Genomic DNA, 17,921 nt, shown 5'->3' with positions numbered 1-17,921 from the left:
CGCATTAGTCGGGCCAGAGGCCCTCAACCCGACACGAGTTTGTGACGGTGCTTGCCCCTTTCGGGTGGGGGGCCTCCGGCCCGATCTCATCCTTTCCGCTCGCTACGCTCGCGCATTAGTCGGGCCAGAGGCCCTCAACCCGACAGGAGTATGTGACGGTACTCGCCCCTTTCGGGTGGAGGGCCTCCGGCCCGATCTCCTGCTTTGCGCTCGCTACGCTCGCGCATTAGTCGGGCCAGAGGCCCTCAACCCGACAGGAGTATGTGACGGTACTCGCCCCTTTCGGGTGGTGGGCTTCCGGCCCGATCTCATCCTTTCCGCTCGCTACGCTCGCGCATTGTTCGGGCCGGGGGCCTTCAACCCGACACGAGTTTGTGACGGTGCTCGCCCCTTTCGGGTTGAGGGCCTCCGGCCCGATCTCCTGCTTTCCGCTCGCTACGCTCGCGCATTGGTCGGGCCGGAGGCCCTCAACCCGGGAAACTTACTCTTCCAACTCCATCTTCTCCGCTACCAGGGTCCGTTTGATCAGGTGGTAGGTTTCCTCCTGGCTGCGGATGGAGAGGTCGCTTCCGCCACGGTAGTAGGAGTTACCCTGCTGATCGCTGAGGAGGCGGGCCTTGACGTTGTCGGCGAGCTGGATGTCGAGGATCTCGAGGATCTTGTCCTTGAGTTCCTCGTTGTAGATCGGGAAGGTGGTTTCGATGCGGTGGCTGAGGTTGCGCGTCATGAAGTCGGCCGAGGACAGGTACACCAGTTCCTCACCGGCGTGGTGGAAGTGGAAAACGCGGGCGTGCTCGAGGTAACGGTCTACAATGCTGATGCCGTGGATATTGTCGCTGTAGCCCTTGCGGCCGGGGATGAGGCAGCAGATGCCCCGCACGATCAGGTTGATCAGTACGCCGGCCTGACTGGCCCGGTAGAGCAGGTCGATCATGGCCTTATCCTGCAGGCTGTTCATCTTCAGTGTCATCGCGCCGGTACGACCGGCCTGCGCCTCGGCGATCTCGAATTCGATAAGTTCCTCCAGGCCGCTGCGCAGGTTGAATTGCCCCACCATCAGGTGCTGGAAGGGTTGGTCGGGAATCATCACGTTCTCTAGGAAACTGAAGATCCGTGAAACCTCGCTGGTGATGCGCTCATCGGCCGTAAAAATGCCGAAGTCGCTGTACACCTTGGCGGTATCTTCGTGGAAGTTTCCGGTAGATAAGTAATTGTAGATCTGTTCTTTACCGTTTTCGACCCGACGCACCAGCGCAAGCTTGGAGTGGACCTTCACACCGGGGAAACTGTAGTGCACGTGCACGCCGGCCTGTTCCAGCTTCTCGCCCCAGCGGAGGTTGGCCTCCTCGTCGAAGCGGGCCTTCACCTCGATGAATACGCTGACCTGCTTACCCAGGGACACCGCCCGCATCAGCGCCTGCATGATCCGCGACTTGCGAGCCACGCGGTACTGCACGATCTTAATGTGGCTGACGGCGGGGTCCTCGGCCGCCCGCTCGAAGAAGCGGACCACCGACTCGTAGCTGTGGTAGGGGTAGTGCAGCAGGTGGTCGGAGGCGCGGACGGACGCCCAGAAGTCCTCGCTCTCCTCCAGGGCGGGGTAGGGCAGGGGCGGCTGCGGGGGGTTCTGCAGCTTGGTCATCCCGAAATTCGGGAAGCCGAAGAAGTCGAAGTTGTTGTGGTAGCGGCCCTCGGCCAGGATGTCGTAGCGATCCAACTCGAAGGTATCTTCCAGGTACTCGCGCAGCTGGGGCGGCATGGTGCGGTCGTACACGAAGCGGCTGGCGGGCCCGACGTGGCGACGGTTCAGACTGGTCTTGATCTTGGCCAGCAGGTCTCCCGAAAACTCATCGTCAATGTAGAGCTCCGCATCCCGCGTGAGCTTGATGCTGTAGGTATCCTCGATGTCGTAACCGGGGAACATCCACGACACGGAGTGCCGCACAATGTCGTCCAGCATGATGATGTTGCGGTCGTCGTCGGTACTGGGCAGCTCGATGAAGCGCGGCAGGTGATCGCTCGGGATCTTAACGATCGCGTAGGCCGTCTTGCCCTTGGCCTTGTCGGTCATCAGGATGGACAGGTACAGCTGGGCGTTGTTGAGGAAGGGGCGCACCATGTCTTTGACGAGGAGGACGGGCTGCACGAACGGAAGCATGTACTCCCGGAAGTAGTTCTCCACGAACCGCTGGTCTTCTTCCGACATGTCCAGGCGGCGCTTCAGGTAAATGCCATTGCGGGCCAGCTGGGGGATGATCTTCTTCTCGAAAATACGGCTGAACTCCTCCTGTTGGCGGTTCACGATGCGCTGGATGGTCCGTACCGTCTGCTTCGGGCTGATGTCGAGCTCGCGCTTGGTCTTCTTGTTGACCCGCAGGAGGTTACGGTGGTTGGCCATGCGGACCCGGAAGAACTCGTCCAGATTCGAGCTGTAGATAGCCAGAAACTTAAGCCGCTCGAAGAGGGGCAGGCTTTCGTCTTTGGCCTCCTGCAACACCCGGTGGTTGAAGGAGAGCCAGCTGATGTCGCGGGGAATAACCGGGTAGTCGTTTTTCATAGAACAGGGTAGTCGTCTAAAACAGGCTCATTTGCTCGGGTCCCTGCCGGGGGGCGGGGCCGCGGGTTTCGGCGAAGTCCAGGGCAGTGAGGTGGTCGGCCAGCCAGGCGGCTGCATCGGGCGCCAGCACGTTGTCCGGTTCGTGGGGAAAGATAAACGTTTCCGGCAGATTCCATTCCCGCAGGCGTTCGCCCCACTCGGCCAGGCGGGTAAAGTCGCTGTCGATCAGCCCGTTGCCCACGAAGCGTACCATCGTGCGCGGGGCCGTGACGTAGCCGTGCAGGACGTCGCGTCGGCCGGCCACGTCCGTGATCACCGCGGCGGTTTTATGGGCGGCCAGGGTATCCATGAGGGCCTCCGTGGCGAAGGGGTCGCTGAACCAGCTGGGGTGACGGACTTCGACCGCCAGCGGCAGCACCTGCGGCCAGCGCCCCAGGAAGGCACGCAGCACCTCCAGCCGGTCGGCACCGAAGTAGGGCGGCAGCTGGATGAAGGCGCAGCCGAGCTTTTCGCGGAAGCTGTCGAGGGCGGCTACGAACTTTTGCAGGCCCCCGTCGCCGCGCCCCAGGTCGCGGCTGTGGCTGATGAACTGGGGCAGTTTCGGACAGAAGCGGAAGTCGGCCGGTACGCTGTCGTACCACCTGGCCACCATCTCCGGCGAGGGGATGCGGTAGTGGGTGGTGTTGAGTTCGATGGTATTGAAGAGTTCGCCGTAGTGGGTAAGGTAATCCGCGGACCTGGCCCCCTCCGGGTACCACCGGCCCACCCATTCCTTCATGCTCCAGCCCGTGGCCCCGATGTAGATGCGCGGCCGCTCCTCGCCGACACCGAGCTCGTAGCGGTCGAGCCGCGCCCGGTTGGCAAGCGGCTCGACGGGCAGTTGGTATTCGACGGCGGCGGGGTCGGGGACCTTTCCGAACTTCATGGGGCAGCGGGCTTGAGGGGTTAAGAGATGCGGTACCATCCAATAAGTGCCGCGGCCGATAAGTTTACTTTCTACGTGCTATTGCATTTATCCGCGGATCGTGCCTTGTGGTTTCGTTCCGCCCAAGCCCCCCGCCATGGTCCTCCGCGTGCTCGGCCCCCTGCTCTTTGTTTTATTTACCACGGGACTGCTCGCGCAGGACTATTCGGACGTCCGCTTCGGAAAGCTCAGCGACTCCGACCTTGCCGCCCTGCCGCCCGCTCCCGACAGCGCGGCCAGTGCCTACGTCCTGTACGACCACCTCGACCTGAAGTTTGATTACCTCAGCGGTCAGGGTCCCGTCCTCCAGGAGTACGTTCACACCCGCGTCAAGCTCCTGACCCCCGCTTCCTTCGATCGGGCCAACGTCACCCTGCGGTACAACCCGAGCTACCAGGACATCAGCGGCATAAAGGCCGTGATCCACCTGCCCGACGGCGAGCGGATCAAACTTAGTGGCCGCGCTATCGTCCGGGAGCGGGACGGCGACTACCGCACCATCAAGTTTGCCTTTCCGCAGGTCACCGCCGGCGCCGTCATCGAGTACACCTACAAGCGGCGCTCCGACAACATCCTCATTCCCACCCCCTACGCCTTCCAGCGCGACGTGCCCGTGCGCTGGGCGGAATACAGCGCGCTCATCCCCGACTATTACCGCTACGTAAGCCTGGGAACGTCCGGAGAGTACGCCATCGATGAGGTGAAGCAGAGCAGGATGCGCTGGGGACCGGTGTTCGCCAAAGCCCCGACGGCACACGAAAGCGTGAGCCACAACGATATCCGCTGGGCCATGCGCGACGTAGCCGCTTTTGAACGGCAGCCCTACACCAACAACGCCACCGATTACCTGCCCCGCGTGCGCCTGCAGTTGCAGTCGGTCAACTACCCGGGAGAGATCGTGGAACCGATCTTCCACAACTGGGAGGAAACCGTCAAGGAACTGCACCAGCGGCGGGACTTCGGCGGTGCCTATACCAACCGGTCGAACTACAATCAGCTCTGGAAGGCCGCCGAACCCGTGATCATGGCCGAACCCGACTACAAAAGCCGGATCGACGCAGCCTACACCTTCGTCTGTCGCAACCTGCGCTGGAACGGCAGTACCAGCATCTTCGGTAGCGAGAGCCCCAACAAGGTCTTTACGGCCGGAGAGGGCAACAGCGCCGACCTCAACCTGGCGCTGCTGGCCCTGCTGAAGGAGGCCGGCATTCCCGCCCGTCCGCTCCTGGTGTCCCTGCGTGACGGCGGAACGCCCATTGAGGTCTATCCCATCCTTACCCAGTTCGATCACCTGCTGGTCTATACCGAGCTGGACGGGAAGCCCTACTTACTCGACGCCAACGGCCCCGGCCGCGCCGCGGGCCTGCCCCGCCTCGAGGCCCTCAACCACCGCGGGTGGGTGGCCGACCCATACGCGCCCCGCTGGGTGGACGTGGAGGTACCCCGCGCCCGGCAGGTCGTGATGGCCAACATCAACTTCAACGCGGAAGGCGAACCGTTGGTGGACCTGCAGAGCCGCCTCAACAGCTACTTTGCCCTCCAGGGGCGCTACGCCCTGGCGCGCACGGAAACGCCGCTGGACTGGCCCGTCGTGCAGGATATTGCCGCGACCTTCCCCGCCACCCGGGTGATCGCCGAACTCGGCCACGAGGGTGAGAACGATACCGCCGGCCCGCTATCGCTGCACGTGAAGCTGCGCGTTCCCGCCAGCGTGGTAGCCGACGAGTACATCTACCTGCAACCCGTCATATTGCCTGTCCTGGACGACGAGCTCGACGACGTGGAGCAGCGCCTGTACCCCGTGGACTTCCCCTATCCCTGGCAGCTGCACTACGTGGCGAACGTACAGGCCCCCGAGGGCTACGCCGTAGACGAGCTGCCCGAGTCCATTCGCCTGGTAAGCGAGGACCGGGGCATGACCGCCACCTACACCGCCGTAGAGCGGGCCAGCGGGACCGTCAGCATCACCCTGCAGGTGCAGCTGGACCGCACGGTTTACCCCGCGACTGCTTACCCGACCCTGCGCCACATGTACCGCCGGATCATCGAAATGCAGGAGGCAAATATTGTCTACCGGCGGGCCAAATAATTAATGAATTATCCCGCGAACCCTACCTAATTTTAGTGTCGCAAAGGTCACAGGCCTTTCCCATCCCCCCATGCTGCACTACCGCCTTATACTGGTTTACCTGCTCTCCGTAACGGCCCTGGCGGCCCAGGAAATACCCGACATCACCTACGGGCGCGTTTCGGACGAGGACCGCGCGCTGCGGCAGGTTCCCGGCGATTCCACGGCCGACGCCTACGTACTCTACGACCGGCTGAGCCTCGGCTTCAATTACAATGAGCAGGATGGCCCCTCGCTCGCGGAGCGGCACCACCGGCGCGTGAAACTGTTGCGGCCCTCGGCCTTCGACCGTGCGGACGTGGAGCTAACCTTCGACCGTGAGTTCTCGGAAATTTCCGACCTGGAAGGTATAATCCATCTTCCCACCGGCGGATCCTTGCCCCTGTCGCCGGCAGACATTCACCAGGAACGGGTGGGCGGCACCCGGGAGGTGATCAAGTTTACCTTTCCCCGCGTGACCGAGGGGGCGATCATCGAGTACCGCTACGTGGCGCGGCGCAAGAGTATCCTCATTCCCTCGACCTACTACTTCCAGGAAGACATTCCGGTGCGCTGGGCGCAGTACGACGCCCTGATCCCGCCCTACTACCGCTACGTGAGTCTTACGACGCCGCGGCTCGACGTCAGTCAGACCAAGTTGACCGCCCGGGCTTGGGGACCGCGCTTTAAGGTCGGGGCCTACAACGCCGGGGAGCAGAAGCTGGAACACGCCGATGTGCTCTGGGCCATGCATGACCTGCCCGCCTTCCGCGATCAGCCCTACAGCAACAACGTCTCCGATTACCTGCCGAAGGTGCGCCTCCAATTACAGGCCGTGCAGTACCCCGGCCAGGCCGAGATGTCGATCTTCGGCGACTGGGAGGAAACCGTGAAGGAGCTGCAGGACCGGCAGGACTTCGGCCGCTACTACCGCAACAAGATCAACTACGGTAATCTCTGGAAGGCCGCCGCCCCCGATATCGAGGCCGCTGCCACGCCCCGCGCGAAGATCGAGGCGGCCTACGCCTTCATTAACCGGAACATCAGCTGGGACGGGGATTTTGCTTTGCTCGCCAGCGAGTCTCCCAACCGCGTATTCCAGAACGGCACCGGCACTACCGCCGACCTTAACATCGCCCTGCTCAGCCTGCTGAACGAGGCGGGTATCGAGGCCCACCCCCTGCTGGTTTCGCTCCGGAACACCGGCGCGCCCATCGAGAGCTACCCCATCATGGAGCAGTTCAATCACCTACTGGTCTACACGGAGGTCGACGGCGCCCCGCTGCTGCTCGACGCCGGCTCCCGGGACCGTCCGGCGGGCCTTCCCGCGGAAGAGGCCCTCAATCACCGGGGCTGGGTGGCGGACAAGAACAATCCCCGCTGGGTGGACCTGGAGGTAGGTACATCGCGGCAGGTGCTGATGCTCGACGTCGACGTTGCCGCCTCCGGTGAGGCCACCATCGCGGTTGTCTCCCGCATGCAGGATTACTTCTCCTTTGCCGGCCGCCGTGCCCTGCGCGGCCTCAACGACCCCAGCCAGGCCCCCCTGGCACCCGGCCTGCTGCGTATGTTTCCCGGGGCGCGCATCACCTCCTACGCGGCGGTGGACGATACGGATGCCCCGCTCAACCATCTGAGCTACGAGATGCAGGCGACCGCACCGGTGGCCCAGCCCGTCGAGGACTATCTGTACCTGCAGCCGGTCCTTATCCCCCTCATCGACGGCGAGCTGGCCGACGCCGAGACCCGTGACCTGCCCATCGACTTTCCCTACCCCCTGCAGCAGCAGTACCTTGCCAAGGTGCACCTGCCCGCCGGCTACGTCCTCGAGGATGCCCCGGCCCCGGTCCGCCTGCGGACCGCCGATGGCAGCCTGGTCGCCAGCTACAGCGTCCAGCAGGTAAGCCCGGAGGTGGTTTCGATCATGTACAGTGTGCAGCTTGGCCGCACCCTCTTCACTGCCGAGGAGTACGGCGACCTGCGCGAGATGTTCCGGCGCATCAGCGAGCTCCAGGAGTCTCCGCTCGTATTTAAAAAGCAATTATGATCCGTCTTTTATTCCTCGTCCTTCTCCTTACGCTGGCGGGGCCGCAGGTGCGGGGGCGATGCGCGGGCCCGCCGACGCCCGGGGTACCGGACAGTCTGCTGGCGCACGCTAATTCGGTGGTGCTTTCCCACGACAAGGAGTATCACGTTACCTCGCTCCGGACCGCCACGGTCCGCGACCGCTGGGTCATCCTGCTTCTCAACGGGAAGCACAACGCCGAGAACGTGATCGGTACCTCCTACGACGACGAATCCAAGATTACCACCTTCGAGGTATCGGCGACCGATGCCTTCGGGAGGGAATTCTTCCGGGCCCGGAAAGCGGACATTACCGACGAGCGCTACACTTCGGAGGGCACCTTTCTACAGGACAGGTGGGTACGTTACACGACGGTGCCCTGCGGGGCCTACCCCTGCACCATCACGGCGGAGGTAGAGCGCAAGCTCACCGATTTCGCCGCGATGGAATTTCCGCACTGGGCACCCGTAGCGCGCGATCAGTCCCTGGTTTCCGCGACCTTCACCGCCACCGTACCCGTAGACAACGAGCTGCTCTTCGACGAACGGGGGGTAGGAGAACCGGAGATCAGCAGCGACGGCAAGGAGCGCCGCTACCGCTGGCAACTGGCTAACCTGTGTGCCCAGGTTACTGAACCCCTGGCCCCGGTGGAAACCGAGACCCTGCCCTTCGTGCGGGTGGCGCTGGCCGACTTTCAGATCAACGAGTACCGGGGAAGCTTCCGGGACTGGCAATCCTTCGGCGCCTTCATTGGCAGGATCATGGAAGGACGCGATGCGCTGCCGTCACCGCTCGCCTTCGAAGTTAACCAGCTCGTGGAGGGCGCCGCCGACGAGCGGGAGAAGGTCGATCGACTGTACCGGTTCATGCAGACGCGTTGCCGGTACGTCGGTATTCAGCTCGGAATCGGCGGCTGGCAACCGTTCAGCGCTTCCTACGTGGACCAGCACCGCTACGGTGACTGCAAGGCGCTGAGCAACTACATGGCCGCCATGCTCCGGGAGGTCGGTATCGCTTCTTATCCGGTACTCATCCAGTCGTCGGAGGTACCCTCCTACGCGATCGGTCCCGAGTTTGCCACCTCCGCCTTCAACCACATGGTGCTCTACGTACCCTCACAGGACATGTACCTGGAGTGCACGAGCACTTACGCCCCACCGGGCTACCTGAACGAATCGACGCTGGACCGTGGCGTCTTGTGGATCACGCCCGAGGGGGGAGAACTGGCGCGTACGCCGCCACTGGAACCGGCGGACCACGGACACCTGCGTACGGTGACTCAGACGATCACCGCCGATAATACCGTCGACTTCCGTTTGCGGTCCACCCACTACGGAGCGGCGCAGGAGCTTTTCCGTAGCCTCGGCGCCTACATCGCCGACCGGCGCGACCAACTGGAATGGTTGCACCACCGCGACTTTCTTCCCGACGTCTCGGGCAGCGAATACAGCTATGAGGTCTCGCGGGACGCGCCTGAAGTAAGCCTCCGGTACGCTACCACCCTGAACAATCGCCTGCGGAACCTCGGGAAGCGACGGTTCTTTCCCCTGAACCCCTATCCCCAGAGCTGGGTGCCCGACCTCCAGGAGGAGCGCACCCTGCCGGTCGATTACCACAATACCCGCTTCCTGGTGGATACCGTACACGTGTCGTTTCCGGCGGACCTGGAAATTGAGACCGGCCTGTTCCGCACGCCGGTGGTGCTCGAACACGCGGTGGGCGAGTACCGTGCCGAGATGCGGCCCGAGCAGGATGGCGTAACCTGGATCCGGACGCTCAAGCTCCGCCCCGCCCGGTTGCCCGCCGGGGAGTACGCCGACTTCCGGCAGTTTTTCGTGGAGGTGGCGAAGGCCGAATCCGTCCAGCTCGTTCTGCGGGAAAAACGCACGAAATAACCGGCCTTAATTGCCCAGGTTAACGCCCTGATTTTGCTGGTCTTCGTCCACTCCCGCGTACAGCCATTCGGAGAACAGGGAATCGACCACCGGGGTAATTACGTAATTCAGTAATGGAACCAGGAACAGGGTTTCCAGGAACAGCTTGAACCACAGCGGCTCGATCTTGAGCCACTGCAGGAAATAGGCAATGAGCAGCAGGGGAGGGAAGAGGCCCAGCCATTTCACGAGCATCAGTTTCCAGGTGGGAGGTGCGGGGCCGTCTTTGGGATTACCCATAGGGTAGGGGGTTTGACTACCCAACTACCGGGCGCAACTATGGTTGCGAATACGCCCGACCCGTCCAATAGCCCTCCCACAAACGGGCACGCCCGGTCGCGAAGCGACCGGGCGTGCGGATAGTACCGTTTGACGGTCCTGCAGATGCCGGCTAGTAGCGGTAGTGGTCGGGTTTGAAGGGACCGTTCTGCTCCACGCCGATGTACTTGGCCTGGGCTTCGCTGAGGTCTTCGAGCTCAACGCCGATCTTTTCGAGGTGGAGGCGGGCTACCTGCTCGTCGAGGTGCTTGGGCAGCATGTACACCTTGTTCTCGTAGTTCTCGTGGTGCTGCCACAGTTCGAGCTGGGCGAGAACCTGGTTGGTGAAGCTGTTGGACATCACGAAGCTGGGGTGACCGGTTCCGCAACCGAGGTTGACCAGGCGGCCTTCGGCGAGGATGATCACGTCGTTGCCGTCGATGTTGTAGAGGTCGACCTGGGGCTTGATGTTGTCCTTGGTCTTGCCGTAGTTCTTGTTGAGCCACGCCATGTCGATCTCGTTGTCGAAGTGGCCGATGTTGGCGACGATGGTCTTGTCCTTCATGGCGCGGAAGTGGCGCTCGGTAAGGATGTTGAAGTTGCCGGTGGCGGTCACGATGATGTCGGCGCGGGGAACCACGTTGTCCATACGCTTCACCTCGTAGCCGTCCATGGCGGCCTGCAGGGCGCAGATCGGGTCGATCTCGGTCACGATGACCCGGCAGCCGGCGCCGCGGAGGCTGGCGGCGGTACCCTTGCCTACGTCGCCGTAGCCGGCTACGATGGCGACCTTGCCGGCCATCATAACGTCGGTGGCGCGGCGAATGGCGTCGACGGCAGATTCCTTACAGCCGAACTTGTTGTCGAACTTCGACTTGGTCACCGAGTCGTTCACGTTGATGGCGGGCATGACGAGGGTGCCGTGCTTCATGCGCTCGTACAGGCGGTGTACGCCGGTGGTGGTTTCCTCGGAAAGCCCGCGGATACCCTCGACCAGCTCGGGGTGCTCGTCGAAGACCATGTTGGTGAGGTCACCGCCGTCGTCGAGGATCATGTTGAGGGGCTTGCCGTCGGGGAAGGCGTAGAGCGTCTGCTCGATGGCCCAGTTGAATTCTTCCTCGTTCATGCCCTTCCAGGCAAATACCGGTACCCCGGCGGCGGCGATGGCGGCCGCGGCGTGGTCCTGGGTGGAGAAGATGTTGCAGCTCGACCAGGTGACCTCGGCACCGAGCTCGACCAGCGTCTCGATGAGGACGGCGGTCTGGATGGTCATGTGCAGGCAGCCGGCTATGCGGGCGCCCTGCAGGGGCTTGCTGGCACCGTACTGCTCACGCAGGGCGATGAGGCCGGGCATCTCGGCTTCGGCGAGGCGAATTTCCTTGCGGCCCCAGTCGGCCAGGTTGATGTCTTTTACTTTATAGTTCGGGCGGGTGTCCGTGGCGGGCATAACGTTCGTTTTAGCGCGCAAAGGTACGGATATTTACCCATCCGCGCGCCCGGTCGCGGTTACCGTTGCCGGACCTGGCATGGCGTACCTTGTTCGCCATGCTGGAATTCACCTTCACCCCGGCCCCCGGATTTAATTTCCTGGAATCCTTCAGCCAAACCTTCGGCCTCCGGCCCGTCGGTAATCGCTTGCAGCTGCCGCCGGAGATGGGGGAGGGCTGGCTGCGCAGCCTGACCTTCACGGAAGATTTTCGCTTCACTATCCACCATTACCGGCTGCGCGAGCCCTTGCGGCTGCGCCGACAGGCGCCGCAGGAACAGCACGGCATCGTTTCCTTCATCTTTTATACCACCGCCGGTCCGGAGGCCGTACTGCGGACCGCCTCTATAACGTACCAGCACCGATACACCATGGGCATGGAGGTGGGCTCCGGCGACCTGGTGGCCGACATCCTGTTTCCGGCCGACACCGACATCTTCATCGGCGTGGCCGCCGTTGGGTTCCGGGAGTTACGGCGGCTGCTTCACCCCGGTCCGGGTAGTGAACTCTTGCGAACGCTGACAGACCCGACGGCCAGCTTTCTCTACCACGAGTCCATCACGCCGGAGGCCACGCGGCTGCTCACCCACCTGTCCGAAACCGACGACCGTGACGTACTGGGAAACTTCTACCTCCGCATCCGGGTGGAGGAACTGCTGTACGAGGTACTGCACCAGCTGGCGCTCCGGGAACCTCACCCGCCCCGTCCGGTTGCCAATACGGACCTGGACAACCTGTTCCAGCTGAGGGCGCGCATACTGCGCGACCTCAGCCAGCCGCCCGTATTACCGGAGCTGGCGCGGGAATTCCAGCTCAGCGAAACCCGGATGAAGGCGCTCTTCAAGCAGGTGTTCGGCGAAACCATCTACGCCCACTTTCAGCGCGCCCGCATGGCCGAGGCAGCGGCCCTGCTCCGCCCGGGCGGCCATTCCGTGGCGGACGTCGGCTACGCCCTGGGCTTTACGAACCTCAGCCACTTCAGCCGGCTCTTCAAACGCTACTACGGGCTGACACCTAAACGGTATGCCCTAGACGGATAGGACTGATTTTACGTCCTATGCGGCTATTTAGCCCTATCGGTTGGAAATACCTTTGCGGGACCAAACCGGGGGATGCCTCTCGGTGGATGCCACCCCGCCGCCGGTCCGGCACGCGCCCGGCACCCGCGGCCCCGCCAACTGAGAACTATGAAATACCTTATTCCCCTGCTGCTCGTACTCCCGCTCTCCGCGGGACTGGCGGCACAGTCCGGCGCCCTGGACCTGCAGCAGGCCATCGCGCTTACGCTGGAGCACCACCCCCTGCTGCAGCAAAACCGGGCCGAGACCGAAGCGGCCATTGCCGCTACCGGAGCGGCCCGGGCGGCCAAGTACCCACAGGCGACCGGAATGGCCAGCTACAGCCACCTCGCCCCCACGGGCTACGTGGAATTCCCCACCGGGGGAGAGATGATCCGCTCGTCGTTTCTGGCACCGGACACCTACAACGCTGCCGTCGACGTGTCCTATACGCTGTTCGACTTCGGCCGGGCGCAGACCGGCATCGATCTGGCGGAAAACCGCAAGGCCCTCAGTGAGACATCGGGGGAGGTGCAGCGGCAGTCGCTTGCCCTGCAGACCATCCAGTACTTCTACCAGGCCCACTTCCTGCAGGAGGCCATCGCCGTACAGGACCGGCAGCTCGGTGCATTGCGCCTGAACCTGGAGCAGACCGAGAAGCTGCGCGATAACGGGGAGGCGACGGCCTACGAAGTGCTGTCGACCGAAGTACGCATCTCCGCCGCCGAAAATCAGCGGTCGGATCTAGAAACCCAACTGCGCGCGGCCTACATCGAACTGGAACGGCTCACCGGCCAGCCGGACCTGGACCGGACCGCCCTCGTGCACGAGTGGGTGGACACCACCCGGCGTGAGCAGCTGCCCGTGGCGCAGGGAGACCGCCCCGAACTGCAGCTCGCCCGCTTGCGCGAACGCGGAGCCGCCCTGCAGGAGGTCCTCGCCGGGGAGGCCTTCAAGCCCACGGTGGTGGCCGATGTGCAGGCGGGCCTCAAGAATCAGATCCTTCCCGATACCCGCGCCATACTCCCCAACTACGTGGCCGGCGCACGGCTGACGGTGCCCATCTTTACCGGTTATCGCAACCGCTACGCCCTGGCGGAGGCCCGCGCCAGCCGGGAGGCGGCGGGGTACGCCCGGGCTAATACGGAAGCAACGATCGGCTCGGAAGTCAGGCAGGCCACCGACCGCCTGAACACCGCCTACGACAAGATCGAACGGTCACGGCTGCAGGTGCGTCAGGCTTCGGAAGCCGCCGAGCTGGCCCGGCTGAAGTACGCTAACGGCGTCATCACCAACCTGGACCTCCTGGCCTCGGAAGTGGCCGTATCCGAAGCCGAGATCAACCAGCTGCGGACCATTTTTGACTACACCCTGGATACTTACCTCCTCAAGCAGGCCCTCGGTCTGCCACTCTACTAATATCCCATCCCCATGAACCCACCCGAAGTACTGGTAGCCGCACCCCCCGCGGAACCCGATCAGGCCCACCGTACCGGCCGCATCGTTCGCTTTGTCCTGCTCGGTCTCGGGCTGGCTATTGGCGGCTATTTCGGTGTCCGCTACATCCTGTACGCCATGCACCACGAAACCACCGACAACGCGCAGTTGTCCGCCGACGTGTACCAGATCGCCCCCCAGGTATCCGGCCGCATCGCGAAATCGTACGTGACCGACTACCAGCGGGTAGCGGCCGGGGACACGCTGTACACCATCGCGCCGGAGGACTTTGCGCTGCGCGTGGCATCGGCCGAGGCCGCCCTGCGCAGCGCCGAGGCGGGTGTCGACCTGGCCCGCCGCAACTCCGGGACCAGTTCCACCGGACTGGACGTGAGCAACGCCAACATCGATGCCGCCCGGGCCAGCTACGAAAAGGCCCGACAGGACCTCAAGCGGGCGCAGAACCTCGTCGACGCGGACGTAATTACTCGCGCCACCTTTGATGCCACCCAGGCCACCGCCCGCAGCGCCGAGGCCCAGTACCAGGCGGCCCAGGCCCAGTATCGGGTGGGCCGCACCCAGGTCGGCTCGGCCGGCAGCCAGATCCGGGCCGCCGAGGCCCAGGTGGCCCTGCGGCAGGCCGAGCTGGACAACGCCCGGCTCACCCTCAGCTACACCACTATCCTGGCCCCGGCCGCCGGCCGCCTGGCGGAGTCCCGGACCCGGACCGGACAGTTCGTCCAGGCCGGACAGCCACTTACCTCGCTGGTGGGGGAAGACATGTGGGTCATGGCCAACTTCAAGGAAACCCAGCTGGAGAGCATCCACGTGGACCAGCCGGTGACCTTTTCCGTCGACGCCTACCCGGGGCATGAGTTCCGGGGGAAGGTGGTTTCGGTGTCCCCGGCTACCGGCGCCCAGTTCAGCCTCCTGCCCCCCGACAATGCCACCGGCAACTTCGTCAAGGTGGTACAGCGCGTCCCCGTCAAGATCGCACTCACCGAATCCGTTCCGCCCGATTACCACCTCGAAGCCGGCATGAACGTGGAGGTGAGCGTCCCCATCCAGTAAGCCATGGTAGAGACCGGCATCCGCAAGTGGCTCATCACGGCCACCGTCATCCTCTGCTCCATGCTGGAGCTGATCGACGTATCCATCGTCAACGTGGCCCTTACCGACATGATGGGCAATCTCGGTGCCACCCTCAACGAGGTCAGCTGGGTGGTGGCGGCCTACGCGATCGCGAACGTGATCATCATCCCGATGGCGGGCTTCCTCTCGGACCGCCTCGGCCGGCGGGCGTACTTCATCGGGTCGGTGGTGGTCTTTACAATTGCGTCGGTGTTCTGCGGACTGTCGACCGGTATCTGGGAGCTCGTTGCCTTCCGCTTCCTGCAGGGCATGGCGGGCGGGGCCCTGCTGACCACCTCCCAGACTATCCTGGTGGAGAGTTTTCCGGAGGAAGAACTCGGCCTGGCCAACGGGCTCTTCGGTATGGGGGTGATCATCGGGCCGACGATCGGTCCGACCCTGGGCGGCTACATCGTCGATAACCTTTCCTGGCACTGGATCTTCTTCATCAACCTGCCGGTCGGTACCGTAGCCGCTCTGCTGGCCTACACCTTCGTGCGGGAACGGCCGCGCACGGCCTCGGCGGGGCGGCGTTCTACCGACTGGCTCGGGATCGGCCTGCTGGTGCTGGGCGTGGGTTCCTTGCAGCTGGTACTCGAAAAGGGGAGGGAGGAAGACTGGTTCCAGTCTGCCTTCATCCTGGCCATGAGTGCCCTGGCCGCCGCCGGGATCATCGGCTTTATCGTCCGGATGCTGCGGACGGAGCAGCCCATTGTCGACCTGCGGGTGCTCCGCTACCGCAACGTGGCGGTGGGCACCTTCCTCTCCTTCATCATGGGCTTCGGGTTGTTTGGGTCGGTGTTCATCTTCCCCATCTTCGCCCAGCAGATCCTGGGGTATACGGCTACGCAGACCGGTGAACTGCTGATTCCCGGGGCCCTGCTCGGGGGATTCATGATGCCCCTTGTGGGGCGGCTTATCGCGGCGGGGGTATCGCCCAAGTACCTGATCCCCCTGGGCTTCGCGCTCTTTGCGGTCTTTACGTTCATGATGGCCGGCATCATCACGCCGGAGACTTCCCAGGCCGACTTCTTCTGGCCGCTGCTGGTGCGCGGGCTGGGGTTGGGCTTCCTGTTCCTGCCGCTGACCTTTTTGTCGCTGCAGGGATTGAAGGGGCGTGACATCCCGCAGTCCACCGGCATCAACAACATGCTGCGGCAGCTCGGCGGCTCCTTTGGGATCGCGGTGCTGGCCACCTACCTCGGCAACCGCACGGTCTACAACCGGGCCCTGCTCGGAAGCCACCTCAGCGTGAACGACCCAAACGTGATGAATCAGGTCCACGGCATTGCCAATCGGCTCGCCGCTTCCGGGACCAACGCGGTGGAAGCCACCCAGCAGGCCTACCGGGTACTCAGCGGCATGCTCAGTCAGCAGGCGGCACTGGTGACCTACACCGACGTATTCCAGGTGCTCGGGGCCTTTTTCCTGCTGTGTATTCCGTTGGTTCTGTTCATTCGTCGGGTGAAGGGTGCCGGGGCTACCGGACCCGTATCTTTGCATTAGCGGGAACTCCCCGCACCCGCGTCCGCGCCCGAACATTGAACGGGGCACCGCGGTAAGGCAAAGCCACGTTATAGTACCGATGACTCTCAGCACCTTACGTACACTCTTATTTCTCGGCGTCCTGGTGGCCGTCGTGTATCCCTCACCGCCCGTCGCCGGCTACCCGATAGACGGGTACGCGAATACGGGCATCGCCCGCCTGCTGCGGCTGACCAATATGGACAGCGCGGCCCTCGTCCGGACGCTCCCGTACGGCGCCCGCCATAGCCTGGAATACGTACGGCTCAACCTCATGGCGGACCCCGTGACGGAATTGCCCGAGGTGGACCCCGAGCTGCAGGAGGAGATCGGACAGATCTTTCCCAATATGCACCCGTCGTACTCCGTCGCCGTGTTTGACATGACGCCGGGTCGCCCCCACCGGTACGCGGAACGCAATCCGAACGCCGGCTACCAACCCGGCAGCGTGGGCAAGCTCGCCGTAGCCACGGCCTTCTTCTGCGAACTGCAGAATATGTACCCCGACAGCGTGCAGCAGCGTTGGGCACTGATGAAGAAAAAGGTCGTGAAGGCCGGACCGTTCGGCGTCTACGACCACCATACCATCCCGCTCTACGATGCCGAAACCGAGCGCTACGCCCGCAAGCGGGTCGACCAGAACGACGAATTCAATCTGTACCAGTGGGTAGACCACATGCTCTCCGTCAGCAACAACGGCGCGGCCAGCATCGTCTGGCGGGAAGCCCTGCTGATGCGGGTATTTGGCGATAAGTACCCGGACCTTACCTACGACGAGATGATGGACTACTTCAAGACCACGGATCGCGGTACCCTGCGCGACCTGGGCGAAGACATCGTCAACGGTCCCCTCCGCGATATGGGCATCGACGGCGACGCCTGGCGGCTGGGCACCATGTTTACCCGCGGGGCCAGCGCCATCGTGCCTCCGAAGGGCGGCAGCCTCGGCACCGTGCGCGGCCTGATGGTTTGGCTCACCGCCCTGGAATCGGGCAGGGTAGTGGACGCGCCCTCCAGCCTGGAACTGAAACGCCTGATTTACATGACCGACCGCCGGATCCGTTACGCCCACGCGCCGGTCCTCGACAGCGCGGGGGTATACTTTAAGTCCGGTAGCCTGTACGGCTGTAAGCCCGGTACGAGCTGCGCCAAGTACAAGGGCAACCGCATGAACTACATGAACTCGGTCGCGATCGTCGAGCAACCCGACGGCACCCGCTACCTAGTGGCCCTCATGTCCAACGTACTCGGCCGCAACTCCGCCTACGACCACCAGGTACTGGCTACGCGCATCGATAAGGTGGTGCGCCGTACGCAAGTAGCTGACCCGAGTGAAAGTATTGGTACGGGGGAAGGGGATTAGTTCTGTAGTTCGGTAGTTCTATAGTCGCGCAGAAGAC

Annotated in this window: 12 protein-coding genes; 8 read left to right on the top strand and 4 right to left on the bottom strand. The window is 63.4% G+C overall.

Features of this window, described 5'->3' with window-relative positions; translation table 11 throughout:
* Window positions 1-481: 481 nt before the first annotated feature.
* Both ppk1 and DQG19_RS02525 read right to left on the bottom strand, forming a co-directional pair.
* The gene (gene ppk1, locus DQG19_RS02530) at window positions 482-2,557 is read right to left on the bottom strand and encodes a polyphosphate kinase 1 (protein WP_116124642.1); all 2,076 of its coding nucleotides are present in this window, start codon (window positions 2,555-2,557) and stop codon (window positions 482-484) included.
* A gap of 16 nt (window positions 2,558-2,573) precedes the next feature.
* Window positions 2,574-3,482, bottom strand: a complete 909-nt coding sequence (locus DQG19_RS02525; RefSeq protein ID WP_116124641.1) for a DUF72 domain-containing protein — start codon at window positions 3,480-3,482, stop codon at window positions 2,574-2,576.
* 136 nt (window positions 3,483-3,618) lie between these two features.
* On the opposite strand from DQG19_RS02525, the gene DQG19_RS02520 reads away from it, so the two are divergent.
* The 3 genes from DQG19_RS02520 (at window position 3,619) to DQG19_RS02510 (ending at window position 9,588) form a co-directional block, all read left to right on the top strand.
* Window positions 3,619-5,610 (top strand): DUF3857 domain-containing protein, encoded by a 1,992-nt coding sequence (locus DQG19_RS02520; protein ID WP_116124640.1) that lies wholly within the window; start codon window positions 3,619-3,621, stop codon window positions 5,608-5,610.
* A 70-nt stretch (window positions 5,611-5,680) separates the two neighbouring features.
* The gene (locus tag DQG19_RS02515; RefSeq protein ID WP_116124639.1) at window positions 5,681-7,675 is read left to right on the top strand and encodes a DUF3857 domain-containing protein; all 1,995 of its coding nucleotides are present in this window, start codon (window positions 5,681-5,683) and stop codon (window positions 7,673-7,675) included.
* The gene (locus tag DQG19_RS02510; protein ID WP_116124638.1) at window positions 7,672-9,588 is read left to right on the top strand and encodes a transglutaminase-like domain-containing protein; all 1,917 of its coding nucleotides are present in this window, start codon (window positions 7,672-7,674) and stop codon (window positions 9,586-9,588) included. Before DQG19_RS02515 ends, DQG19_RS02510 begins: the two co-directional genes overlap by 4 nt.
* Window positions 9,589-9,594: 6 nt before the next feature.
* On the opposite strand, the gene DQG19_RS02505 is transcribed toward DQG19_RS02510, so the two are convergent.
* Window positions 9,595-9,867, bottom strand: coding sequence for a hypothetical protein (locus DQG19_RS02505; RefSeq protein ID WP_116124637.1), 273 nt, complete (start codon window positions 9,865-9,867; stop codon window positions 9,595-9,597).
* A 151-nt stretch (window positions 9,868-10,018) separates the two neighbouring features.
* Complete coding sequence (ahcY, locus tag DQG19_RS02500; protein WP_116124636.1) at window positions 10,019-11,332, bottom strand: adenosylhomocysteinase; 1,314 nt, start codon at window positions 11,330-11,332, stop codon at window positions 10,019-10,021.
* A gap of 98 nt (window positions 11,333-11,430) precedes the next feature.
* Between ahcY and DQG19_RS02495 the strand changes: the two genes are divergently transcribed.
* The 5 genes from DQG19_RS02495 (at window position 11,431) to DQG19_RS02475 (ending at window position 17,884) form a co-directional block, all read left to right on the top strand.
* Window positions 11,431-12,411 carry a helix-turn-helix transcriptional regulator gene (locus DQG19_RS02495; RefSeq protein ID WP_116124635.1) on the top strand — a complete coding sequence of 327 codons (981 nt, stop codon included), beginning with the start codon at window positions 11,431-11,433 and terminating at the stop codon, window positions 12,409-12,411.
* A gap of 147 nt (window positions 12,412-12,558) precedes the next feature.
* Window positions 12,559-13,848: a TolC family protein gene (locus DQG19_RS02490; protein WP_198661632.1), complete on the top strand. Its 1,290-nt coding sequence runs from the start codon at window positions 12,559-12,561 to the stop codon at window positions 13,846-13,848.
* 12 nt (window positions 13,849-13,860) lie between these two features.
* Window positions 13,861-14,937, top strand: coding sequence for an HlyD family secretion protein (locus tag DQG19_RS02485; protein ID WP_116124633.1), 1,077 nt, complete (start codon window positions 13,861-13,863; stop codon window positions 14,935-14,937).
* Between the two features lie 3 nt (window positions 14,938-14,940).
* On the top strand, window positions 14,941-16,503 hold the full coding sequence (locus tag DQG19_RS02480) for a DHA2 family efflux MFS transporter permease subunit (RefSeq protein ID WP_116124632.1): 1,563 nt from the start codon (window positions 14,941-14,943) through the stop codon (window positions 16,501-16,503).
* Window positions 16,504-16,582: 79 nt separating this feature from the next.
* On the top strand, window positions 16,583-17,884 hold the full coding sequence (locus DQG19_RS02475) for a hypothetical protein (RefSeq protein WP_116124631.1): 1,302 nt from the start codon (window positions 16,583-16,585) through the stop codon (window positions 17,882-17,884).
* The last annotated feature ends 37 nt before the right edge of the window (window positions 17,885-17,921 follow it).

This window comes from Lewinella sp. IMCC34183 (genome assembly GCF_003390915.1).
GTDB lineage: Bacteria > Bacteroidota > Bacteroidia > Chitinophagales > Saprospiraceae > Neolewinella.
This window is presented reverse-complemented; position numbering and strand designations above follow the sequence as displayed.